Raw genomic sequence first — 24,661 nt, forward strand, 5'->3', positions numbered from 1 at the left:
GAAAGTTTTATGGATGAAGAGGCTGGTAGATTGCATGGAAAAATCGAACGCACAGAACAAACAAGCCTACCGTGCCAGCCCTGAACCAGGCCAGTTGGTTGAAGTCAGGCGTCGTCAATGGGTAGTCGCTGAAGTGGTCTCATCAACGCTCCCATCAACAACATCGGTACAGAATGCTGTAACACTGTCTTCAATTGATGAAGATGGTCTTGGGGAAGAGCTTGAGGTCATCTGGGAAATCGAACCCGGCGCACAAGTCATTGAGCGGGCGGGCCTGCCTTCCATTACCGGGCAAGACGACTCCGACACGCTCGAAGCGTTCCTGGACGCAGTGCGATGGGGCGCCGCCACCAATGCAGACCGAGGGTTTCTGCAGGCACCGTTCCGGAGCGGCGTCAGCATAGAGGACTTTCAGCTTGACCCTCTGGTACGCGCCATCGACATGGCCCGCGTCAACCTGCTCATCGCCGACGACGTCGGCTTGGGCAAGACCATCGAAGCGGGGCTGGTCATCCAGGAGATGCTACTTCGGCACCGCGCCCGTACCGTCTTGATTATCTGTCCTGCATCCCTCCAGGAGAAATGGCGCGTCGAGATGCTGGAGAAGTTCGGTCTTGAATTCCGTGTGGTCGACACTGCCTACATCAAGCAATTGCGGCGCGAACGCGGCATCCACGCCAACCCATGGACATCTCATCCGCGCCTAATCGCCTCAATGGACTGGGTAAAGAGTGGCGAGGGGCTACGCGCTATGCGCGACGTCCTGCCGCCCCATGCCGGCCATCCGCGAAAATTTGATCTACTGGTCGTCGACGAAGCGCACAACATCGCCCCCGCCGCCGGTGCTCACTACGCCCTTGAGAGTCAGCGGACGCGCTTCATCCGCGCGATCAGTCCGCATTTCCAGCATCGCCTTTTCCTGACCGCGACGCCACACAATGGCTACACCGAGTCGTTCACCTCACTGCTGGAGTTGCTGGACGACCAGCGCTTCGCCCGAAACATCCTCCCCGACGAGAAGCAGTTGAGCCAGGTGATGATCCGTCGCTTGAAGAGCGATCTCGTGGATGCCGACGGCAAACCGCTGTATGCCCAGCGAAAGCTGCAGGCGTTGGCGGTCCCTTACACGGATGAGGAACGGGATATCCACCAGAAGCTGAACGATTACTGTGCCAGCCGCGAAAAGGACGCGGAGAAGACCGGCAGCACCTTCGGTACTTCATTCGTCAACCAGCTGCTCAAGAAGCGCCTGTTCTCGTCACCCGCCGCGTTCGCATCCACGCTTGAGAAGCACATCGCTTCACTGTCGAATGGCGCCAAGCCCAAAGCACAAGATGCCATGGCTGAGCGCATCCTGCGCAAAGCCATCCTGAAAGCAGACGAGGATTATGCCAACGACCAGGAAGTCGAGAATGCTCAATCGGAGGCCGTCGAGGAGGCATCACGCCGGTCCCAACCGCTGACGCAGGAGCAACAACGGAAGCTGGCCGACTTGAGGCAATGGGCGCAGCGCGCCAAGAACCAGACCGACTCCAAGGCCAGAGCCATCCTCGATTGGCTCTCAGCCAATCTGAAACCGGGCGGCCAATGGAACGATCGCCGCGTGATCTTGTTCACCGAATACCGCACCACTCACCAGTGGATGCACGAGATCCTCGCCAGCAATGGTTTCGGCGGCGAACGCCTCGGTCTGCTCCACGGCGGACTCACTCAGGACGAGCGTGAGCCCATCAAAGCAGCCTTCCAGGCATCGCCCAAGGATTCCCCCGTTCGCATACTGCTCGCCACCGATGCGGCCTCCGAAGGTATCGACCTGCAGAATCACTGTAACTGCCTCATCCACCTAGAGATCCCCTATAACCCCAACGTGATGGAGCAGCGCAACGGGCGTATCGACCGTCACGGACAACGCGAGAAAGAGGTGCTGATCTGGCACCCCGTCGACGGCGGAGACAAAAGCCATGCATCGGTCGGTGGCCATGGCGATGACATCCTGCGTGCGCTGCGCAAACTGGAGTCGATGCGCGCCGACATGGGCAGCGTCAACCCGGTCATCGCGCCCCAGATGTCCGGGCTCATTGAAGGCTCGCTGAAGGATCTGGACACACGCCTGGCGGAGGCCAAGATTGCCAAGGCCAGACGCTTCGTGCGCGCCGAACGCGAGCTGAAAGAGCGTGTCGCTAAGCTCCATGAACGGCTCCTCGCCACCCAGCAGGATTTCCACCTCACACCCGACCACATCCAGATGGCGGTGAAGACTGGTCTCGCGCTGGCGGGTCGCCCCCCGTTGGAACCCGTCGCCCTCGCAGATGCGCCCCAAGGCAGCGCATTCAGGATGCCACCCCTCTCGGGATCATGGGCGCGCTGTCTGGAGGGCCTGCGTCACCCGCATACCCAGCAGATACGCCCCATCACCTTCGACCACGCCGTGGCCAAGGGGCGAGACGATGTCGTCTTGGTCCACCTGAATCATCGATTGGTGCAGATGTGCCTGCGGCTGTTGCGCGCCGAGGTCTGGGCGCAGGATGACGTGAAGAAACTCCATCGCGTCACCGTGCGCACATTGCCGGATGGCAGCATCGAGGGTCCGGCTGTGGTCGTCATCTCGCGGCTGGTCATCACCGGCGGCAACCACCATCGCCTTCACGAGGAACTGACCGTCTCGGGCGGCTATCTGCGCGATCAGTCGTTCCGGCGCGAAGAGGGCGTCACGCGTGTCCAGCAGTGGCTGGACGAGGCGCAGCCCATCACAGCGAACGATTCGCTGTTCGATGCCCTTCGGGTGCGCTTCGATCGCACTCGCCCCGCCATCCTGCAAGCAGTCGACGCCCGCTCGAAGGATCGACTCAAGTTTCTGGCCAACACGCTGCAGACCCGCAAGCAACGAGAGATGGACGACATAGGCGCCGTTCTCGACGAGCTGGAGAAGGCGATCCAGAGTGAACTTAAAAAAGACCAGCAGCCAGAGCAGATGGCTCTCTTTACAGAAGACGAGAGAACCCAACTTAGGCGCGATACCGCTGCGCTGGAGTCGCGCCTCGCGCGCATACCAGCAGAACGCATTCAGGAATTTCATGCGATTGAGACCCGCTATGCCAAGCTTGATGACCGCACCTTCCCGGTCGCCGTCGTCTTCCTGGTTCCAGAGTCAGCCATGAAAGGGGGTGCGGTATGAGCAATCACAACCTGCACCACGACTGGCTGGCGCTGATTGAGATCTCCGGCCCCTTCCTCGCCGTCCCCGTTCTAAAGGAGGCTTTTCCCCAAGGGCTGGAAGAACTTGATGGAACCAAGCGTAAGCGGTTGCGTCAGGCCTACGAGGAATGGCGCGAGGCAATAGAGACGGACGACCCGCAGTTCGACGAATTGCATACTGCCTGGATTGATGAGGTGCTGGCACGCGGGCTGGAACTCAATGAGGATGGCAAAGGCGACGTCCTGAAGCGCGCCGACTGGTGTGCGGCCAAACTGAATGCCGTCTTGCCAGAGCATGGAATCATGCTGTCCCCGGACCTCGCGGTAATCGATGAGCAGCGTGGCAATAAGCCGCTGATGCACATCCACACCTACGGTCAGGACGTCGACCTTGATGCCACCCTGAAGTTGGATGGATGGGCCACCACCCCTGCCGATCGCATGGTTCAGTTGTGCCGCGCCACAGACTGCCGCCTCGGGCTGGTGACCAATGGCGAGCGCTGGATGCTGGTCGACGCCCCAGTGGGCGCCGTCACCACCTTCGCCAGCTGGTACGCCCGCATCTGGAGCCAGGAGCCCATCACGCTACAGGCCTTCGTGCATCTGCTGGGCATTCGTCGCTTCTTCGTCGATGAAGCCGAGCAACTGCCGGCATTGTTTGACCGCTCGCTGAAGTATCAGGACGAAGTTACCGACGCCCTCGGTGAGCAGGTGCGGCGCGCCGTCGAAGTGCTGATCCAGGCGCTCGACAAGGCCGACCAGGACCGCGATCGCGAGTTGCTGCGTGACGTGAAGGAGCCCGTGCTCTACGAGGCCGCGCTGACGGTGATGATGCGGCTGGTGTTCCTGCTCTCCGCCGAGGAGCGTGGCTTGCTCTTGCTCGGCGATGAACGCTACGAGGCCAACTACGCGCTCTCGACCTTGCGCATGCAATTGCGCAAGGAATCCGAGGAGATCCTCGAACGCCGCTGGGATGCCTGGTCGCGCCTGCTGGCCATCTTCCGCGCCGTATTTGGTGGCATCGAGCATGAGAACCTGCGCCTGCCCGCACTGGGTGGCTCGCTGTTCGACCCGGATCGTTTTCCCTTCCTCGAGGGCCGCGCCAAGGGCTCCGACTGGCGCACTGACATCGCCAAGCCGCTGCCGATCGACAACCGCACCGTGCTGCTGTTGCTCGAAGCCATCCAGCAGTTTCAGGGCAGGACATTGTCCTACCGTGCGCTGGACGTCGAACAGATCGGTTACGTCTACGAGGGCCTGCTGGAACGCACCGTCAAGCGCACCGCCGAGGTCACGCTGGAACTGGATGGGACCAAGAATGCCAAAGCCCCCTGGGTCAAGTTGGCCGAGTTGGAATCCGCCCGCCTCGACGGTGCCGAACGCCTTGCCGAACTGCTCCAGGAGCGCTCCGGCAGTTCTGCCAGCCGCGTGCGCAACGATCTGGTAAAGCCTGTCGACGATACGCTCGCCGACCGTCTGCTGGCCGCCTGCCATGGGGACACCAACCTCCGTAATCGCATCAAGCCTTTTGCCTACCTGGTACGCACCGATCCATGGGGTTATCCGCTGGTCTACCCCGCCGGGGCCTTCATCGTCACCACCGGCTCCGACCGGCGCGAGACCGGCACCCACTACACGCCGAAATCGCTCACCGAGGCCATCGTCACCGAGACTCTGACGCCGATCGCCTACGTGGGACCGGCAAAAGGCACCCCGCGTGAGCAGTGGGTGTTGAAGTCGCCCGCCGAACTGCTGGACCTGAAGATCTGCGACCCGGCCATGGGGTCAGGGGCGTTCCTGGTGCAGGCCTGCCGCTGGCTGGCTGATCGCCTGGTCGAGGCCTGGTCACAGGCCGAAGGCAGTGGAAAGACAGTGAGCGTGGATGGCGAGGTGCTGGATGCGCCCGACACCAAGGAGCCTCTGCCTCGCGACACCGAGGCCCGCACCGTGATCGCCCGCCGTCTCATCGCCGAGCGCTGCCTCTACGGCGTGGACCTGAATCCCCTGGCGGTCGAACTCGCCAAGCTCTCCATCTGGCTGGTGACGCTGGCCAAGGGGCGTCCGTTCGGCTTCCTCGATCACAACCTGCGCTGCGGCGACAGTCTGCTCGGTATTCATCGGCTGGATCAGCTCACCGAGCTCTCGATGGTGCCAACCGGGAAAGGCCAGCAACGCTTGTTCGGGCAGAACATTGAGCGGGCGGTTCACGAGACGATCGAACTGCGTAAGCGGCTGCGCCGGATGCCCATCCGCGACATCCGTGATGTCGAGGCCATGGCTCGATTGGACGCCCACGCGCGACAGAAGCTCGAAGTGCCTGAGCGCATCGCCGATGCATTCATCGGGGAGGTGTTCGCTGCGCGTGGCACTGACGCGGGGCGGGAGAACGCGCTTGCATCGCTCGCCGTCCAGGCTGGGCGGAGCATAGACGGCGACCAGGAGACGCAGGCTGCGATGTCCAAACGTGCCGCCTCAGCGCTCTCGACCGACCTGCCCGCCGACAAACCTGCACGCCGACCTTTCCATTGGCCGTTGGAGTTTCCAGAGGTGCTAGTCCGCGACAACGCTGGATTTGACGCTTTTGTTGGAAATCCACCATACAGAGGTGGATCAAGAATTTCGATTGACTATGGGGCTGCCTACAGGAATTACTTGGCAAGTACTCTGACGAATGAATTTGTAGGGCGTGTCGATCTGTGCGTCTATTTTTTGAGGCAAACCGCACGCATCTGTTCTCAAAGCGGGTTCTTGGGTCTGGTTATGACAAACTCTGTTGGTCAAGGGCATAGCCGTGACGCAGGGCTTGCTGTCCTACTTAAGTCAGGATTTCTTATTTACCGAGCTGTTCGCGATCTCCCGTGGCCCGGCACTGCAACGGTCGTAGTCTCTCTAGTTTGGCTGACCCGTTGTGTATGGAATAGCGCTTGTTATCTCAACGGCAAGATTGCCTCAAAGGTAAGTCCAAGCCTCATCGAAGATTCGGAGGAAAACTGGGAACCCAAAGCGCTGATTGAGAATGCCAAGCTGTGCTTCCGAGGCGTCGAAATTCGCGGCAATGGATTTATTCTCACCAAAGAAAAGGCTGCATTTATTCTTGAAAAGGACCCTGGCAGCAAGGAGGTGATCCGGCCTTTTCTCAGCGGGACGGAACTAAATTCTCTCGGACCAAAGGGGTCGGGAACGTTCGTCATTGCGTTTGGCGATCGCAGCAAGGAAGAGGCATCTAAGTTCAAAGAGTGCTGGAACATTGTTCTCTCTGAAGTTAAGCCGACCAGAGACGCTATCAAGACTCGAATTCACGAGGAGTGCTTCTGGAAGTTTTGGGACAAGAGGACAAGACAATTCAACGACATCAAGGATCATGTCGAGTATCTCGTCAAAGCAAGGGATTCCACTGAATGGGCCTTTGCGTACGTATCAAGCGAGTGGGTCATAAGTAGCAAAATCATTATTTTCAAAGACAACTCGTTGTCACGCTTCGCCTGCCTTCAAAGCTGTTTTCATAGAGTCTGGTGTGAGAACGGGGCAAGTACAATTGGTCGCGCGATAACATACAACCCCACCATTGGACTTGAGCGATTTCCTTTCCCTGTTGGGTGTGGAGACTTAGTTAATACAGCAAGAAGATACCTTTCATCCCGAGAAAACGTGATGTCCACTTTGGCCGTGGGGATGAATGAGGCTTATCAGCTTGCGCACTCGGAACACTCATGTCACGAGGCTGTTGAGAAATTTCGTCAAGCGATTGAGGAGTTAGATTGCGCCGTCGCATCGGCATACGGCTGGGATGATATCGACCTTGATCACGCTTTTCTTACGGAAGAAAATTTGCCAGGCGGCAGTCGCGTTCGCTACACCATTTCAGAGGACGCTCGAGCCGAAATTCTCCGGCGGCTCTCGCAGTTGAACCGTCAGCGGCACGAGGAAGAAGTCGGCCGAGGGCTGTGCGACGGCGCTACCCCGCGCGCTTCGAGCCGTGCCACGCGCACCAGTCGCATCCTCAGCACTGCGACGGTTCAACCCTCGCTCGACTTCGAGAGCGGGACTGCTACGACAGTCAATGTTACGACGCCCACCACGGCGATCCTTGATTTCCTGCGTACCCGCCCGGGCTGGTACGCCAAGGCCGACGTCCTCACCGCCACCGGGATCACGGACGGCCAGTGGAACGCCGCAATCTCCGACCTGATCGCGGCTGGAACTGTGGAGCGACAAGGTGAGAAACGCGGAGCACGGTATCGCTTCGTAGGGAAGGCCGAATGATAGAGAACGAGCGCTACCCGGTAGATCTGGCTGTCTCGGCCGATGACTTTGCGAACTGCGGTTGGAAGGAGGTTCTGGATCAGACCTCGCGCGAAGGTTACTCGGCCATGTGGCAAGCGTTCTCCGCTGCCGCACGAACAGCTATGGACGAGGGGCGCAAAGAGCATGGCAAAGTGCTCTGGTTATTGGCCGACGCCTGCTCAATGATGCTGGTGCCAGCGAGCCAGAACGAACCGTTTAAACCCATCGCCGTGTTTCATGATCGTCGTTCGGTGATCCCGGACGACCTGACCGATGCAGACATCGCGTTTTTTTCTGAGATCGTCGATGCCGTCGATGACGACTGGCTGAAGGCCCGCTTGGCTGATCTGTGTTGGTTGAAGCAAAAGCCCAAGTTAGTAGCCCAAGCTCTGACGGCCATCGATGCTTATCGGACCATTCCACTGGACACGGAGACGTGGGTGCGTGGTGGCCGAGAGTGTTGGGAGCGTGCAGTCAGTTTGACGCGGATGCTGAAAGCCGGTGCTGGAGATCGGCTGCAGCAGTTGCAGGCGGCCATCTTGACTGCCTTCGATGGCGCGACACACCAAGATGGCTTCTTGAAACTCTGGCTCGCTGATCTGCTGAGAACGAATGGCATGGCAAGGGAGCGGCGAGCCGACGTCGCCATGCGCCTGAAATCCATGGCTTGGGAGTTCGATGGCGTGGGCGATCTACATCGTGCGCGTGAGTATTTTTCAGCGGCTTCAGATTGGTACAGGCTCTCGGGGGATGAGTCGAAGGCGGCCAAGATGACCGTGTCCGTTGCCGAAGGATGGGTGAAAGAAGCCATCGCTCGGACCTCATCGAGCGCCCCGAGTCACATGGTGGCTTCGAGTTTCTACGAGAACGCCATTCAGACTTATCGGACCGTTCCAAGGACCGAGCGGGTCGCATACCGAGTAGACGAGCGGATCGCTGAACTGCGAACACACCTCAACGACTCCGGCGAGAAGGCGCTGGGTGAGATGGGGGTGGTCAGCACACCGGGTGTCGACATCTCCGAACTCGTTGAGAACGCGCGCAAGGCTATCAGCGGCAAATCGCCAGTCGATGCTTTGAAGGCGTTCGCCAACCTGCACCGAGGCGCGAGGGTGGATGAGCTGCGGAAGAGTGCCCTTGATCGGATGCGGGAGTTCCCCTTGCAATCCCTGTTCGCCGCGACGGTCATGAGCAGGGATGGACGAGTCATCGCCAAACGCCCTGCGATGAGTCTCAGTGGCGAATTAACAGATTCCGACGAGATCGCCATTCGAGCCGAAATGGTTCGAGATTATGGAATCCTCGTCAGCATCGTCGTGCAGGGAGACGTTTGGCCCGCGCTCGAGACGATGCTCCTGGAGCACCGCTTGCGCGAAGCGGACTTCGTTGGTCTTGCGCGCCAGTCTCCCATCGTTCCGAAGGGGCGGGAGGGGCTTTTTGGCAAGGCCCTATTCCAGGGCTGTGAGCGAGATTTCGTTTCTGCACTGCATCTGCTCATCCCGCAGATTGAGCACATGGTGCGCTTCCACCTCAAACAGGCTGGTGCGAAGACGACGAATTTGGACAAGGACGGGATCGAGAACGAAAACGGGCTGAGCACCTTGATGGATCTGCCAGAAGTGGTAACCGTTTTCGGAGAAGACTTGGCGTTCGAGCTGAAGACGCTTTTCTGCGATGCGTTCGGTCCGAATCTTCGCAACGAACTCGCGCACGGCCTGCTCGACGAGGATGCTTGCCATTCACCTTTCGCCATATACGCGTGGTGGTTGGGGCTGCGGCTCGTATTCAATACCTGGTGGAACGCTGCACGCAAAGATGGCTGCGTTGTTGAGGAGGAAGATGCCAATGACTGACGAGAAGAACACCAAAGCCCCCAACGCATGGATCGCCATTGATCATGGCCTCGGCATCGACCACAGGCTTGCACCCTACATCCTGGTTCTGAAGGGTGAGCATTCCCTCTATCAGGCCATCTCGGAGGACGATTGGGTCCTGGTCCTGAACCGGGCCGGCAACATCACCCGTGTCGGACGTGTACTGAGGGTCCGTTCCGATCTCAAGACCACCACGCTCTATTTCGACCGACTGCTGTCAGTCAACGACCCCGCCTCAATCAGCCTTACTGCACTCACACCACCTTCTTCGGGCAGTATTGGTCGGGTCCAGTGGACCGATTTCGTCGAAGCCCTGCCCAAGGCATTGCACAAGACCATCGCCGATGTACCTACGGTCGGGTCTGACGCCCGTTCACCCCAGTATCAGCAGGAACTCGCCTACATCCGAGAACTGCTGCAACTGGCTGTGATGGACGATCTGCTCGGCCCTGCTGGCGGTCCTCGCGAACGCATTGTCGACATGGGCGTCCGTGATCGCTATCTGGTGGGCAAGCTTGCCCCGCGAGAGGCGGCACAGGGTGGCATTGAGGGGCTCGAAGGTCCGCTTGCAAATGAAGATCCGGAAGAGCCGACCGATCCTGAAGCCCCAGGCCAGCACGAACCGGGCGCAGAGTTCGGCACTGCAACCGGGCGCGTCGAGCCCGAATCCGATGCGGCAGACGAGATCGACGCAGCCAGTAATCAGTCGTTGGTGCCGAGTAGCCTCGGCATGACCTTTTGCGTTGATGGCGACGCCGAGCGAATCGAGATCGAAGTGCGCTGGGGTCGCTATGAGCGCAGTAACGAGCATGAAATCTTCCGCACCCGCAAGAACAAAGAGACAGGTGTCGAGGAGCAGACCAAGGCAAAGGTCTGGCAGCGAATTCCGTGCGGCGGCAAGTTGGTACTACCGCTTACCGAAGGCGTGATCCCCCATCAGGCGCCTGACAAGAACTTTCCCGAAGTGCGGGTGCAAGGCTCCGTGCGTGCAAAGAACACGAATGGCGATCGGCTAGTGACGCTGTTCCTGGTTAATGCACAGGAGGAGCCCGAGACCAACCGGGATTCCGCCTGGTTGTTCCAGCCGGAGCTGACCGTTCGATCGGAAGCAGAAGCCCCCAAGCGGGCCATCTTCCGCCGCCGGCCCGTGCTGGATGCGGACGGTATGGACCCGGAGCGTGAATTGCTGGAAATGATCTATCGCAACCGGGTGGAGTTCGCTGTGGGTCATGGCGTCGCCGTGCATGCCGAAACGGCGGATGACGTGACGCTTGCCACGGAAGTGCGGACGACGGTCATGCCGCAATACGAGGTGCAGGTCACCGAGACGCCGGGTCTTGATCCTGCCGATCGACCGGCGATGAGGGAAATGGTGAGCAGCGGTCTGCTCGACATGCAGCGCCTCGCCACACTTGACGTTGATGCTCTGGTCGATGCCCTGAGCCTGCTCACCAAGGACTATGCTGCGTGGATTGATGAGCAGCGTGCTCGGGTCGGCGTCGATGTGCTCGGATACGATGCGCAGTCGCAACAAGCGATGGATCAATGCCAAGAGATCCACACACGTCTGCAGCAGGGTATTGATACGCTCAAGAACAACGAGAAGGCGCTGGCTGCGTTCCGGTTCGCGAACCGGGCGATGGCCACGCAACGCGTGCGCAGCCAGTACGCCCTCGAAATTCGGCGCGGCAAGGACGTCACCGTCGACCAGTTTGACGTTTTGAAGAATCGGAGCTGGCGCCCATTCCAGCTGGCCTTCCTGCTGCTGTCGATCCCTTCGCTCGCTGACCCGGCACACCCGGATCGCGTGCAGCCCGTCGAAGCCTATGCCGATCTGCTGTGGTTCCCCACCGGCGGCGGCAAGACCGAGGCCTACTTGGGTGTGGCCGCTTTCACCATGGCAATTCGGCGCATGCAGGGTAATCTTGGTGGTTACGACGGGTCGCGTGGTCTTACAGTGATCATGCGTTATACCCTGCGGCTACTGACGCTGCAGCAGTTCCAGCGTGCCACAGCGCTGATTTGTGCAATGGAGGTGCTGCGACGAGAGGCACTGGCCAGAGGTGATGAGTCGCTCGGCACCGAACCTTTTACCATCGGCTTGTGGGTGGGTAACAAGGTGACACCCGGCACGACCGAGGACAGCCATCGGGCAATTGAAGATATCCGCAATCCGGGTAAGTACAACGCAGGAGCATCGTCTCCCGCGCAACTCACCAGCTGTCCTTGGTGTGGCTCTGAAGTAGCGCCTGGACGCGACGTGGAGGTCGACAAGGGGCGTGGTCGCACTTTTGTTTACTGTGGTGACAAGAGGGGCCGTTGCGAGTTCTCGAAAGGTAAGTCCAGCAAGCTCCCTCACCCTGGCATCCCGGTGCTCGTCGTGGATGAGGAGATCTACCACCGCCCACCGACGATGATGATCGCCACGGTGGACAAGTTCGCCATGATGGCGTGGCGGGGCCAAGTGCGCACGCTGTTCGGTCGGGTCGGCCAGGAATGCGAGCGGCACGGCCTGCTATGGCAAGGCGCGGACTGCAATGGCAACCATCAGGCAGGCAGGGGGCTCAGTGCGACCAAGGTCAAGAATATCAGCCCGATCCGACCGCCAGATCTGATCATCCAGGACGAGTTCCACCTGATCAGTGGGCCGCTCGGCACGATGGTTGGCCTGTACGAGACGGCCGTGGACGAACTGTGCGGCTGGAAGTTTGGCGATCGTATGGCCAAGCCGAAGATCATCGCGTCGACCGCCACGGTGCGTAAGGCCCGCGAGCAAGTGAACAACGTCTTCATGCGCCAAGTGTCGGTGTTCCCGCCTCATGGGTTGGACGTGGAGGACAACTACTTCTCTGTCCAACGACCCATTGAGGACAAGCCGGGACGGCGCTACCTCGGGGTCTGCTCTCCCGGAAGTTCACGACCTGCGATGCTGATTCGCGTCTACACGGCATTCCTGACCGCTGCTCAGGCGTTGTTCGACCGCTTCGGCGAGCCCGCAGACCCCTACATGACCATGGTCGGCTACTTCAACTCGCTGCGAGAGCTGGGGGGTATGAAGCGCTTGGCCGAGGACGACGTGCAGACGCGTTCCTACCGGGTGCAGATGAGCATGGTCGAGCGCCCCGCGCTGGCGCAACGCAGCGTCAGCAATATTCGCGAGCTGACCTCACGAGTCTCCAGCCAGGACATCCCGAAGTACCTCGACAACCTCGAGGTGAAGTTCAAATCCGAGTTCGATGCCGTAGCCGGCAAATACGTGACCAAGTGGCAAGAGGGCGACACCCGGGCGATCGACGTGGTGCTGGCCACCAACATGCTGTCGGTGGGGGTGGACGTCAATCGGCTGGGACTGATGGCGGTCAATGGCCAGCCCAAGGGCACGGCGGAGTACATCCAGGCCACCAGCCGGGTGGGTCGTTCCTTTCCCGGCTTGGTCTGCACCGTGCTCACCTGGGCACGGCCACGCGACCTCTCGCACTACGAGACCTTCGAGCACTACCACGCCACCTTCTACAAGCACGTCGAAGCGCAGTCGGTGACACCCTTCTCGCCGCGTGCGATGGACCGTGGCCTGACCGGCTCGCTGCTGAGCCTGATGCGCCTGGAGAACGATGCCTTCAGCCCCAACGAGGGGGCAGGCAAGTTGGACAAGTCAGATCAGAGCGAGATCACCGATGCCATCGATGTGCTCGTCAAACGGGCATGGAATGTCAGCGAGCTGTCCAGCACCAAGAGCCTGGCCGAACAGGAACTGAAGGAGCGCGCAGACGAGTGGGCCAAGGAGGTGGGCAAAGGCGGCCGCATTCTGGCCTACGAGAAGCGCGGCCCCGAGAAGGACAAGACCGTTGCATTGATCAGGTCACCAGGCATCCAGGCCTGGGACAACTGGACCGTGCCCATGTCGATGCGTGAGGTGGAGCCCGGTGTGCGCTTGATCATGAATACCAGCCACATCTCGGACGACCACGATTGGAAGCCTCGTCCCGCGACGAAGGATGAGGATTGAACATGACGACGACCAATAAGACTCCAGTCGGAGAAGTCAGACCCAGCCAGTTGCTCTGGACCTACGGGCCAGGGGCATTGATCGACCTGCCGAGCCTGTCCGTCGTGACGCTCGGCATCGACCGATGGGAGAAGGACCGCTGCCAACCAATCCAGGAAGCCAGACTGCTGGCCGCCGTTCGGAAGGTGCTTGGAGCACAGGTCGAGAACCTGCGGATGCCGCCGTTCCAGAAAAGCGAGCTCATTGATGTCTGGTCGGCCGAGGCCAACATCGGCGTTCCCGTTCGGCCGTTCCCGCGTTGGATGCGCTGCGTGAAATGCGGCCTGCTGTCCCCCTTCGATGCCGGACTGTTCGAGATCAAGGAGAACCGTTTCAGACCAGAGCGAACCCGGTTCGTCCACAAAGGCTGTCGAGGTTCGAAGGGCGATCAACCCGCCAAGGACGCCGATGCCGTACCGGCCCGTTTCCTGTTGGCCTGCCGCGACGGCCACCTGGACGACTTCCCTTGGCACTACTTCGTCCACGGCGGCAACAGTTCCTGTAAGGGCACGCTGCGCTTCTTCGAGAGCGGCGCCTCGTTGCAGACCGAGAACCTGTGGGCGAAGTGCGATGCCTGTGGTGCTTCGAGGAGCATGGCACACGCCTTCGGCAAGGCCGGGAAAGAGAATTTGCCGGGGTGTCGCGGACGACATCCCCACCTCGATCACTTCGACAACGAGTGTGACGAGGAGGCGCGAGCTGTTCTTTTGGGCGCTACAAATAGTTGGTTCCCGATCACGCTCTCGGCACTAGCCATTCCCCAGACCAAGGACCCACTCAGTCAGCTGATCCAGGATGGCTGGGAGTTTTTCGAGGAACTGGAATCCGAAGCCGAAGTGTCGGTGACGGTGAAGACCTTGAAGAAGACCGGGGCACTGCCAGGGATCGACAAATATCCGGCGGCGTCGATCTGGTCGGCCATCGAAGCGCACCGTACCGGTGGCGGTCAGGAGGTCGTGGGTGAGGCAGACATCAAGGGGCCCGAGTGGGACGTGCTGACAGAGGCGAACCCACCCACGGACTACCCGCACTTCATGAGCAAGAAGGTCGGTACGCCACCGGCCTTTGCAAAGCACATCAGCAGAGTGCTGCTTCTGGAGCGACTGCGCGAGGTCAATGCCTTGCTCGGTTTCACTCGCGTGGAGGCGCCCGAAGAAACCGGCGACCCGAACGAACGGCCCCAGATGGCCAACCTCTCACGAAGCAAACCGGATTGGGTTCCCGCGAACCAGGTGCATGGTGAGGGCATCTTCATCCAGTTCGACGAGCAGGCGCTCGTTGCTTGGGAAGCACTACCTGCCGTCGCGCAGGTCGACAAGATGCTCCGGGGCGGCCACAGGGGATGGCGCAATTCACGTCATCTCGATCCTAACGAGGGCTACCCCGGCATTCGCTACGCCATGCTCCACACGCTATCGCACTTGTTGATTCGTGAGCTGGCGTTGGAGTGCGGCTACAACGCAGCGAGTATCCGCGAGCGAATCTATGCCGACACTTCAGGCGAGAGTCCGCAGGCCGGCATCCTCATCTACACGGCAGCAGCGGATTCCGATGGAACGCTGGGCGGCCTCGTTGATCTCGGCAAGCCCGAGAATTTAGGGCGCCTGCTGGAGCAAGCTTTGAATCGCTCGAAGATATGCTCCTCTGACCCACTTTGCTCCGAGCACGACCCAGAGAAGGATCGCTCACTTCATGCGGCGGCGTGTCACGCCTGTAGCCTTGTGGCTGAGACTTCGTGTGAGCGGGGTAATCGTTATCTGGATCGGTCCCTTTTAGTGCCGACTATCGAGAGCGCCGAAGCTGCATTTTTTAAGGGCTTTTGACATGGATGAACTGTTAAATGCAATTGCGGCCCTTGTATCCCTAGTTTCACCGGAGAAGGTGCAGGCTGTTGCCGCTCGTGTTCGTCGAACCGATCCTAGCAAGGCGGCAACTACAATGCGGGGTGTAGTAGGAACTCCGGCGGCCAGCGCTGTCGTCGAGCAACTTGCACTGACTTGGGAAAGAACCACTGTCAACTCTGATGAGCTGGCATTAATGCTTCTCTCTGCAAGCCACGTCTACACCAGGGCTGCAACCGAGCAATCCTCTGAACTCGTATGGACTGGGCCCACGACCCCTTTTGTATCTGCGCGCAAAACAGAGCAGGCGCTTATACAGGTTATCAATTCCTCAGAGCGCTCTTTGCTCATTACCAGTTTTGTGGCTTATGACATTTCTTCCGTGGTAAAGGCTTTGAATGCGGCAAATGATCGGGGAGTAGTCATCTCTATGGTTCTTGAGCTGTCGCAAGATCAGGGAGGCAGCATCTCATTCGACGCAATTGGTAGGATGAGAACACTTGTCCCTTGCGCCAACTTTTATGCATGGCACGAAAAGCAAGAGGCATTTGTGGGGGGGCGCGTTCACGCAAAAGTTGCCGTTGCTGATGGAAGAATATGCTTTATAACCAGTGCTAATCTAACCGGCCACGCAATGGAAAAAAACATGGAGGCGGGCGTAATAATCCAAGGGGGAAGTATCCCGGAAACCCTAGAGAAGCATCTTGAGGCGTTGTTTAGCACTCAAATATTAAGGCGACTGTAGTCGAAATTATCGATCAATATTCGTGCCTAATTCGTCTGGCTTGCCAAACCGGGCAAAGGTCAGGAAAAAGATCGGAGGCTAATCTGTGAAAAAGTGCTGGGCACTGGCAGGGCACCATTTGGGCACAAGCCAAAAAAAAGGACCTGCGTTTTCACGCAAGTCCTTGATATTCATGGCGCGCCCGAGAGGATTCGAACCTCTGACCTCTGCCTCCGGAGGGCAGCGCTCTATCCAGCTGAGCTACGGGCGCATTCGAGACTGACGACAGTGCGTTAATTTCGAGTGCGCAATCTTACGTGCGAAGTGATGAACTGTCCAGCCCCACAGATTGATTCGGAACCCTTTCTGCGACGTATAGAATTCCAGTCGGGCTCAGCTACATTCAACAAGGAGCCAACTGTCGGGAGATCTGATGATTACGCGACTGCCCAGTGAGGAGGGTATCCGCCTGTTGCTGACGCCAAACCGGTCGATCAGCTGGCGTGGCATAGTGTTGGTGTGGCTGGGGCTGGTGGCAGTGTCAATGCTGGTGGTCGTCCTTATGGTGTTTGCCGGTGCCTGGCTGGTGCTGCCCTTTGCCGGCATTGAGCTGACGGCGCTGGCGGTGGGGCTTTATGTTGCGGCACGCAAGTGCTGGCGGCAGGAGGTTCTGGACATCGGTGTTGAGACGCTCACCCTGGAAAAGGGCCGTTATCATCGCAGGGAGTCACAACTGGCGTTGCCGCGCCGCTATACCCGGGTTCAGCTGGAGCCAGCACCCCAGGAATGGGCGCCGCCGCGATTGTTTCTGTCGCACCGGGATACCCGGGTGGCGCTGGGGGCGTTCCTGAATCCGGCGGATATTGAGGAACTGGTGGGGTTGCTGGCCCGCAACGGCTTCCGTCTGGAATACCCGCCACCCACCTTCGAAGGCTTCTGGTGGTAAGGATATATTACGGCTTTGCGACCAATGGCGGCTTCAGTTCAGCGGGGCAGGGGTCAGAGTGACCAGGGCATCGTTGCTGCTCACGGTCACTTCACCATCCTGGATGTTGATTTGCAGATTCATGTTGCGATCCGCCAGTTGCGCCAGCGCCTCGACCTCGTCCTGGGGCAGGTTAATGATGGTCATGTTGGCAAATCGGGCCAGCTTGCCGCGATTTTTCTCCCACCACACCGGTACGCCCCGGCCGCCGTAGGTGTAGAGCAGGACCTTTCTGGCGCGGTTGCTGGCTTTGCGTAGCCGGCTCTCGTCGGGCAGTCCCAGCTCAATCCAGAGCTCGATCTCGTCACTCAGGCTTTTCTGCCACAGATCCGGCTCGTCGTCGGTGCTCAGGCCCTTGGTGAACTCCAGGCTGTCACTGGCGTTGAGGGCAAAAGCCAGCAACCGGGCCATCATGCGTTCGTCGTTTTCGGACGGATGTCTGGCGATGGTCAGATGATGGTCAGCGTAGTAATGCCGGTCCATATCGGCAATGTTGAGGATTGCCTTGAAGACAGTGGCTTTGAGGGCCATGGGTCGCTCCGTTTGCTTTGGGTTGCCTGTTCGTTAACGTGCTGACAGCGGGCCGTAACGGGGCAGAGGGCGGAAGTGTAACGCTATGGAGTCCAGGATGGGAGTCTTCGTTCGGTGATGGTCCAGGGACTTTTTTGAAGACAGTTGCAGAAATCGCTTGAATTTACGCTTGCGAATGACAATACTTATCACTAAGTTTAATTGGCTGTGAGATTCGCTCTATGTATGTCTGCCTCTGCACCGGAGTTACCGATCGTGACATTCGCGAAGCCGCTGAAAACGGCGTGTCGTCCATGCGTCAGCTGGGCAAAGAGCTGGGCGTTGGTCGCCAGTGTGGACGTTGTGCCTGCACCGCTCGCGAAATTTTGCGGGAAAGCCGGACACCGGACTACCTGAGCATGGCCAATATGCTGGCGCAGCCCGCCTGAAGGCCCGGCTTCTGGTGCAGCGCCCCTGCCAGTACTGACAACGATTCCCCTCTGCGATTTTTTATTGGTGGCTTTGGCGCTATCCTTGGTGCAACTCAATTTATCAGAGGTTAGAGCATGAAAGGCGACAAAAAGGTTATCCAGTTTCTCAACAAGGTGCTGGCCAACGAGCTGACCGCCATCAATCAGTATTTTCTTCACTCCCGCATGTACAAGGATTGGGGCATCACCAGGCTGGCGGAAAAAGAATACGAAGAATCCATTGACGAGATGAAGCACGCCGACCAGTTGATCGAGCGCATCCTGTTCCTGGAAGGGCTGCCGAACCTTCAGGATCTCAACAAACTGATGATTGGTGAGAACGTTCAGGAAATGCTGGAGTGCGATCTCAAGCTGGAAATGATTGCGCACAAAGACCTGAAGGACGCCGTGATTTACTGCGAGCAAGTTCAGGACTTCACCAGCCGTGAGTTGTTCCGGAGCATTCTCGACAGCGAGGAAGAGCACATCGATTTCCTCGAAACCCAGCTGGAGATGATCAGCCAGATGGGCCTGCAAAACTACATTCAGCTGCAGTCGTCTGCTGCCGAATAAACGGCCTTTTCTGACGGCTGTTACCACCTTTTCTGTCAGCGGGGCACCTGGCTGCCCCGTGTCTTATTTGTCATTGTTCAGGTTGTTGCTGCTGTTGTCACAGTCGGGGCGCTAGAATAGGCCCGGATGTTGCGTGCTATTTCACGGCACCGATCCGAGAAAAAAACAGACCTGCCGAACAACTGGGAGAACCGAAATGGACTTATCCTGTTTTAAAGCCTACGACCTGCGCGGCCGCGTGCCGGATCAGCTGAATCCGGATCTGGCGGAGCGTATCGGCCGGGCCTATGTGGCTGTGACCGGCGCCAAAAAAGTGATTGTGGGTTACGACATCCGTCTGTCCAGCCATGAGATTACCGAGGCCCTGAGTTCAGGCCTGATGGCGGCAGGCGCGGATGTGTTTGATATCGGCTTGTGCGGTACCGAGCAGGTGTACTTCGCAACCAGTCATTATGGTATGGATGGCGGCATCATGGTGACTGCCAGCCACAACCCCCGGGACCACAACGGCATGAAGATGGTGGGTCCGGAATCCCGGCCCATAAGCTCCGATAACGGTCTCAATGATATTCGTGACCGGGTGCCCGAGCCGTTTGGGGATGCTCCGAAGCAGGGCAGATATGAAACCCTGGAAGTGGCCGATGCCTACATCGACCATTTGCTGGGCTACATCGATGGCAGTTCCCTCAAGCCCATGAAGATTGTGGTGAATGCCGGTAACGGCGGCGCCGGGCTGGTGGTGGATATGCTGGAGAAGCACCTGCCCTTCGAGTTCATCAAGGTGCATCACCAGCCGGATGGTCACTTTCCCAACGGGGTCCCCAATCCGATTCTGGAAGAAAACCGCGCTGCCACAGCGGATGCGGTGATTGCCAGCAAAGCCGCCATGGGCATTGCCTGGGATGGCGATTACGACCGCTGCTTCTTTTTCGATGAGAATGGCCGGTTCATTGAAGGCTATTATATTGTCGGGCTGCTGGCCGATCAGTTCCTGCGCAAGACCGGTGGCGGCAAGGTGATCCACGACCCTCGTCTGATCTGGAATACCATAGAACTGGTCAAGGAGGCCGGGGGTGAGGCCATCGAGAGCAAAACCGGCCACGCGTTTATCAAGCAGCGCATGCGGGATGAAGATGCGGTCTACGGCGGCGAAATGAGCGCCCACCATTACTTCCGGGATTTTGCCTACTGCGACAGCGGGATGATTCCCTGGTTACTGATCGCTGAGCGCCTGTGCCAGTCGGGGCAGACGCTGTCATCGCTGATTGACGCCCGGATTGAGGCCTATCCGGCCAGCGGAGAGATCAACAGGACCATTGCAGAACCGGCCAGGGTGATCCGGGCAATCGAGGAAAGCTACGGCCCTTCGGCATTGTCCGTCAGCTATGTGGATGGTCTCAGTGTGGAATACGCTGAATGGCGATTTAACCTGCGGATGTCCAACACCGAGCCGGTGGTTCGCCTGAACGTGGAGTCTCGGGCGGACCGACCACTGATGGAAGCAAAAACCGCCGAGCTGTTGTCCGCAATGGATCGATTGAACAGCTGACGCGGTCGGCCATGCCGGACGGCCTGGCTCTACAGCCAGTCGTTCAGCATGATGCCGATGCCGATGCGGTGAATGCGTACGTTGTAGTCGATCAGGCTTTCACCATAGCCGTTGTAGTACTGCACAAATCCCTTCAGGGTATCACCAATGGGGAAGCTGTAGCCCAGCTCCACCGATGTCTTGTTGTCCGACTGCAGGTTATTCATGGCCCTGATGGATAAGGTATGGTCCTCACGCCATTTATAGACCGCAAGATACTCGGCGTAACCGAGGTAGCGGTGGATGTCGGGGTTGTCGTCTTCATTGCGGTTTTCCGGTAACCGGTACCAGGGTGAAACACTGAACAGCCAGCGGTCGTATGTGTAAAGCACACTACCCTTGATCCGGTTCCAGTTGCGGGAGCGGGGCTCGGACTGGCCATTGGACTGGTGGTTCAGTCCTGCGGTCACCGCGGTGAGGCGGCCCGGTCCGATATCGTAGTTCAGTGCGTATCGCAGAAAAATCTCGGGCTCGTAATTGGTTTCCCGAAACGGTCTTGAGGCTTTCGAATTAAAGAACTGCCAGAAGGATTTCTGGGTATAGCCGAACCAGAGTGTGGTGCGGTTGTCCAGCCATCCTGTCAGCAGGGGAAGCCGGAAACTGATCTGGTACTTGGCTTCGTCGTGATTCATCTGGTTATCGTAACCGGCCGCACCCGTTCGTGGACTGACCGGCGACTGGTTGACGTCGTGCATGTAGGTGAGCGGCAAGATGTAAGTAGGCTGGTAGGGAACGAACCCACCAATCAGCGTGCTGGCCAGGCTCTCGCGGGCCGCATAATCCTCAACCACCTGATTCATGGTGGGAGACTCGTTGCGGTCAGTGCTGTCGGGGTTTTCCTCTTCGACCACTTGCTCAATGGTCTCCTCAAGGGCTTCGTCATTGGTGTCGTCGGCTGATTCATCGGCCAGGGCGCTCACGCTGAGCAACAAGGCAAGCGCAGGGCAGAGCCAGTGGTTGGTAATGGTCCGGAGATTCATGGTCATCCCTGTGTATGAAGTTTCAGGTCTTGGCCAGGGCATTGTCGCAGGTCAGTGTCTTGCGGCCCAGCCGCTCTTTGGGTCAGGCCGCCAGGCTTCGCCAGGTTTCCAGGACGGCGTACCCCCAGAAAGAAACCAGAACCACCGCGAGGATGCCAAACAACCACTGGTGACGCCGGCTGCGTGCGGCGTTTCCAGCGGCGGCTACCCAGCGCTGATACATCAGCCCCAGAAAACTGAGGAAAACAATCAGGCTGGCGGTGGCCGGGATCATCAGCCAGGCGGGGCTGATGGGCTGGGACTCGCTCCCCATGCGTGATAACAGCACCATGGAGCCTATCAGCAGTGCCAGCGCGGAGAATTCCGTCATCAGCAAGGGTCGCCGCCAGGGAGACTCCGGAGCCTGTTCTGATGAGTGTTTCGGGGATTGTTGTGAAGGGTGTTCGGGGCTCGGCATGGGGTCTCCGGAGGAACCTGTTCGGACTGTCTGGTCGTATCTTAGCGTGTTGTTGGTTTTTTTGCCCGGCTGCAACGGCTATAATGCCGCCACATACAAATATGAATGCTCTGATGAGAGGTGCATGGTGAGAATGATTAAAGTCCTGGCCGCCGTATTGGTTGGCTTCGGTTTGACGGCTGGCGTCGTTACGGCGAGTGTTGAAGATCAGATCCGTGCGCGTATCGCGCCGGTTGGTGAAGTCTGCCTGCAGGGAGACGACTGCGGTTCTGCAGCTCCTGCAGCAGCCTCCAACGATGGCCCCCGTTCTGGTTCTGATGTATATGCTTCAGCCTGTCAGGCTTGTCACGCGGCAGGCGTGGCTGGCGCTCCGGTAACCGGTGATGCCTCTGCCTGGGAAGGTCGTGTTGATCAGGGCCTCGAGACACTGGTTTCTCACGCCATCAACGGACTGGGCGCAATGCCCCCCAAAGGCGGTTGCGGATCCTGCTCCGACGATGATATTGAAGCCGCTGTTACCTACATGGTGGATGAGCTGTAACAAGCGGTACTCTCGATCTCTGACAGTACAAGCATTCCCTGAGCCCGGCGGGCTCAGGTGCCAAGGTCACCCAGCAAGGCGCTGAGCGTGGCCTTTCCTTTCTTCTGGTTGGCTTCAACGTCCAGGTCACCGGTACCTTCCCAGCGCACATCCTCTTCCGGCAATTCGTCGAGAAACCGGCTGGGTATGGTTTCTGTTTTTTCTCCGTACTGACGCCGTTGTGCCGCAAACGTCAGGGTCAGAGTTTCCCGCGCACGGGTAATCCCCACATACATCAACCGTCGTTCTTCCTCAATATTGCCTTCCTCGATGCTGGAGCGGTGGGGCAGGATTTCTTCCTCCAGGCCCATGATGAACACATGGGGGAACTCCAGCCCCTTGGACGCATGAAGCGTCAGCAACTGCACTTTGTCGCTGTCATCCTCCTCCTCCTGCTGCTCCATCAGGTCACGTAAGATGAGCCGGGTAATAGCGTCTTCAATACCGGTTTCATTGGCGGTGCCCTTGTCGTTGTCCAGCATGCGCTGGATGGAATCGATCAGATAGTAGATGTTCTCCATCCGCCGCTCCGCCTGCTTGGAACTGCCGGCATGTTGAAGCAGCCACTCTTCGTACTCGATGTCGGTAAACAGCTGCTTGATGACCGGTACCGGGTCTTCCTCGTGTAACCGGCGACAGGTGTGCTCAATCCAGTGGCGGAATCGCCGTAGCCGGTCCAGGCCCTTCTCGGTGACATGCTCCTGCGCACCCATATCGCCCAGGGCCCGGTACATGCTGATATCCCTGGAGCGGGAATAGTGGCTCAGCTGTTCGAGGGTGCGCGGTCCGATTTCCCGGCGCGGTACGTTGACCACCCGCAGAAAGGCGGCATCGTCGTCCGGATTGATGAGCAGCCGCAAGTACGCCATGGCGTCCCGGATCTCGTTTTTCGAGAAAAACGACTGGCCGCCGGAAATCCGGTACGGAATCTGAAATGCCTGGAGCTTCATTTCCAGCAGCCGGGCCTGGTGATTGCCCCGGTACAACACCGCAAAGTCACGGAAATCCAGACCGTTTTTCAGTTTCTGATCAAGAATCTCCGAGGCCACCCGCTGGGTTTCAGCATCTTCATTGCGGCAGCGCACGATGCGCAGCTCGTCGCCAATGGTGTGGTCGCTCCACAGGGCTTTTTCAAAAACGTGAGGGTTGTTGGCGATCACCTGGTTGGCACAGCGCAGAATGCGTGCGGTGGAGCGGTAGTTCTGCTCCAGCTTGACGATTTTGAGGCTGGGGAAGTCGTCCTTGAGCTGAACCAGGTTTTCCGGGCGGGCACCGCGCCAGGCGTAGATGGACTGGTCGTCGTCGCCAACCACGGTGAAGGCGGCCCGCTCGGCCACTAGCAGTTTCACCAGCTCGTACTGGCACAGATTGGTGTCCTGATATTCATCCACCAGCATATAACGGATTTTCCGTCGCCATTTCTGCAGTACTTCCGGCACCGTGCGGAACAGCTGCACCGGCAGCAGAATCAGATCGTCGAAGTCCACGGCATTGTAGGCTTTCAGGTATTCCCGGTAGCGCTTGTAGACAATGGCAATGCGTTGCTCGCGCTCGTCCGCTGCCTTGCTGTAGGCCTCTTCCGGGCTGCGCATGGCATTCTTCCAGGCTGATATCGTCATCTGGATGTCGGCCAGTTCATCGCCGGCGTCGGCACTGGCTTCCCGCATCATCAGGTCCTGCAACAGTGCCTTGGCATCTTCTGCGTCAAAGATGGAGAACCCGGGGTGGTAGCCCAGATGGGCGACTTCTTCCCGGATTATGTTCATGCCCAGGTTGTGAAAGGTCGATACGGTCAGGCCCCGGGCCTGGCGTCGATCCACCAGTTTGCTGACCCGCTCTTTCATTTCACGAGCCGCCTTGTTGGTAAAGGTCACTGCCGCAATATGTCGCCCGGGAATTCCGGCCTGTTCAATCAGGTAGGCAATCTTGCGGGTTATCACGCTGGTCTTGCCACTGCCGGCGCCGGCGAGCACCAGCAGGGGGCCATCAATATAGCGGACAGCTTCCCGTTGCCGGGGATTGAGTTGTGACACAGTTCACCTGATGGCCAAATTGAAGAATGCCACCATTCTACCTCAGCGGATTTTCTGTATCTTCTTCAGCTTTGCGCTATCTTGAGCGGTAGACATTCGACAGCTCTGATCACCATTCAGAATTCCGTGCCAAATGTAGTCCCGGAATAGCAACGTCCGGATTGAGCGAGAAATTATCACCCGTTATGCAGTCTGATACCTTGCGTGTCCTGGTTCTGGCCAGGGAGCACACCGATTTTCTCTGGTATGGAGCCATGCTCCAGGACCACAGTGATTTCGTGCCGGAAATGACCTGGTGCCCTGATCCCGACGACGCCGGTGATCTGCTTCACCACGCCCATTTCGATGTATTGCTGTGGGATGAAGCCTTTCATTCCGGCACGGGTCCGGGTTATCTCCAGTACCTGTCGGTGGCGGGCAATGAGAAACCGGTGATTGCGCTCGGGGGTTCGGACGAGCAGCTGCTGACCCGGGAGATGATGGGCAACGGTGCGGCGGATTACCTGAGCAAACGGCGACTTG

15 protein-coding genes, 1 tRNA gene and 1 pseudogene are annotated in these 24,661 nt (G+C 58.7%); 12 read left to right on the plus strand and 5 right to left on the minus strand.

The window, feature by feature from the left end:
* Positions 1-34 precede the first annotated feature (34 nt).
* The 6 genes from drmD to drmC are packed head-to-tail and all read left to right on the plus strand — an operon-like array spanning position 35 to position 15,984.
* Positions 35-3,175, plus strand: a complete 3,141-nt coding sequence (gene drmD / locus AAC035_RS00605) for a DISARM system SNF2-like helicase DrmD (protein WP_339798911.1) — start codon at positions 35-37, stop codon at positions 3,173-3,175.
* Positions 3,172-7,458 (plus strand): type IIL restriction-modification enzyme MmeI, encoded by a 4,287-nt coding sequence (locus AAC035_RS00610; RefSeq protein WP_339798914.1) that lies wholly within the window; start codon positions 3,172-3,174, stop codon positions 7,456-7,458. Before drmD ends, AAC035_RS00610 begins: the two co-directional genes overlap by 4 nt.
* Positions 7,455-9,332, plus strand: a complete 1,878-nt coding sequence (locus AAC035_RS00615) for a DUF4209 domain-containing protein (protein WP_339798916.1) — start codon at positions 7,455-7,457, stop codon at positions 9,330-9,332. The genes AAC035_RS00610 and AAC035_RS00615 overlap by 4 nt, the downstream gene beginning before the upstream one ends.
* On the plus strand, positions 9,325-13,359 hold the full coding sequence (gene drmA, locus AAC035_RS00620; protein ID WP_339798919.1) for a DISARM system helicase DrmA: 4,035 nt from the start codon (positions 9,325-9,327) through the stop codon (positions 13,357-13,359). Before AAC035_RS00615 ends, drmA begins: the two co-directional genes overlap by 8 nt.
* 2 nt (positions 13,360-13,361) lie before the next feature.
* A complete protein-coding gene (locus AAC035_RS00625; protein ID WP_339798922.1) occupies positions 13,362-15,221 on the plus strand; it encodes a DUF1998 domain-containing protein in 1,860 nt (619 codons plus the stop codon).
* A gap of 1 nt (position 15,222) precedes the next feature.
* Positions 15,223-15,984, plus strand: a complete 762-nt coding sequence (gene drmC, locus AAC035_RS00630) for a DISARM system phospholipase D-like protein DrmC (protein ID WP_273166708.1) — start codon at positions 15,223-15,225, stop codon at positions 15,982-15,984.
* A gap of 173 nt (positions 15,985-16,157) precedes the next feature.
* Here drmC and AAC035_RS00635 read toward each other — a convergent pair.
* A tRNA-Arg gene (locus AAC035_RS00635) sits at positions 16,158-16,234 on the minus strand.
* A 162-nt stretch (positions 16,235-16,396) separates the two neighbouring features.
* On the opposite strand from AAC035_RS00635, the gene AAC035_RS00640 reads away from it, so the two are divergent.
* On the plus strand, positions 16,397-16,909 hold the full coding sequence (locus AAC035_RS00640; RefSeq protein WP_339798926.1) for a DUF2244 domain-containing protein: 513 nt from the start codon (positions 16,397-16,399) through the stop codon (positions 16,907-16,909).
* Positions 16,910-16,942: 33 nt separating this feature from the next.
* Here AAC035_RS00640 and AAC035_RS00645 read toward each other — a convergent pair whose 3' ends face one another.
* Positions 16,943-17,479: a YaeQ family protein gene (locus AAC035_RS00645; protein ID WP_339798928.1), complete on the minus strand. Its 537-nt coding sequence runs from the start codon at positions 17,477-17,479 to the stop codon at positions 16,943-16,945.
* A 221-nt stretch (positions 17,480-17,700) separates the two neighbouring features.
* On the opposite strand from AAC035_RS00645, the gene AAC035_RS00650 reads away from it, so the two are divergent.
* The 3 genes from AAC035_RS00650 (at position 17,701) to AAC035_RS00660 (ending at position 20,050) form a co-directional block, all read left to right on the plus strand.
* Positions 17,701-17,907: a bacterioferritin-associated ferredoxin gene (locus tag AAC035_RS00650; protein WP_339798931.1), complete on the plus strand. Its 207-nt coding sequence runs from the start codon at positions 17,701-17,703 to the stop codon at positions 17,905-17,907.
* 117 nt (positions 17,908-18,024) lie between these two features.
* Positions 18,025-18,501, plus strand: a complete 477-nt coding sequence (bfr, locus tag AAC035_RS00655; RefSeq protein ID WP_339798934.1) for a bacterioferritin — start codon at positions 18,025-18,027, stop codon at positions 18,499-18,501.
* A 196-nt stretch (positions 18,502-18,697) separates the two neighbouring features.
* Positions 18,698-20,050 (plus strand): phosphomannomutase, encoded by a 1,353-nt coding sequence (locus AAC035_RS00660; RefSeq protein WP_339798937.1) that lies wholly within the window; start codon positions 18,698-18,700, stop codon positions 20,048-20,050.
* Between the two features lie 29 nt (positions 20,051-20,079).
* Here the strand turns inward: AAC035_RS00660 and AAC035_RS00665 are convergent, their stop codons facing one another.
* Positions 20,080-21,069: a phospholipase A gene (locus tag AAC035_RS00665; RefSeq protein ID WP_339798940.1), complete on the minus strand. Its 990-nt coding sequence runs from the start codon at positions 21,067-21,069 to the stop codon at positions 20,080-20,082.
* An 82-nt stretch (positions 21,070-21,151) separates the two neighbouring features.
* Complete coding sequence (locus AAC035_RS00670; RefSeq protein ID WP_339798943.1) at positions 21,152-21,526, minus strand: hypothetical protein; 375 nt, start codon at positions 21,524-21,526, stop codon at positions 21,152-21,154.
* A 133-nt stretch (positions 21,527-21,659) separates the two neighbouring features.
* On the opposite strand from AAC035_RS00670, the gene AAC035_RS00675 reads away from it, so the two are divergent.
* Positions 21,660-22,067, plus strand: a complete 408-nt coding sequence (locus AAC035_RS00675; RefSeq protein ID WP_339798945.1) for a c-type cytochrome — start codon at positions 21,660-21,662, stop codon at positions 22,065-22,067.
* Positions 22,068-22,120: 53 nt separating this feature from the next.
* On the opposite strand, the gene rep is transcribed toward AAC035_RS00675, so the two are convergent.
* On the minus strand, positions 22,121-24,139 hold the full coding sequence (gene rep / locus AAC035_RS00680; RefSeq protein ID WP_339798948.1) for a DNA helicase Rep: 2,019 nt from the start codon (positions 24,137-24,139) through the stop codon (positions 22,121-22,123).
* A 185-nt stretch (positions 24,140-24,324) separates the two neighbouring features.
* On the opposite strand from rep, the pseudogene AAC035_RS00685 reads away from it, so the two are divergent.
* Positions 24,325-24,661 (plus strand): annotated as a pseudogene (locus AAC035_RS00685) (GGDEF-domain containing protein); the annotation flags it as partial.

This window comes from uncultured Marinobacter sp. (genome assembly GCF_963974375.1).
In the GTDB taxonomy this organism is placed as follows: Bacteria; Pseudomonadota; Gammaproteobacteria; order Pseudomonadales; family Oleiphilaceae; genus Marinobacter.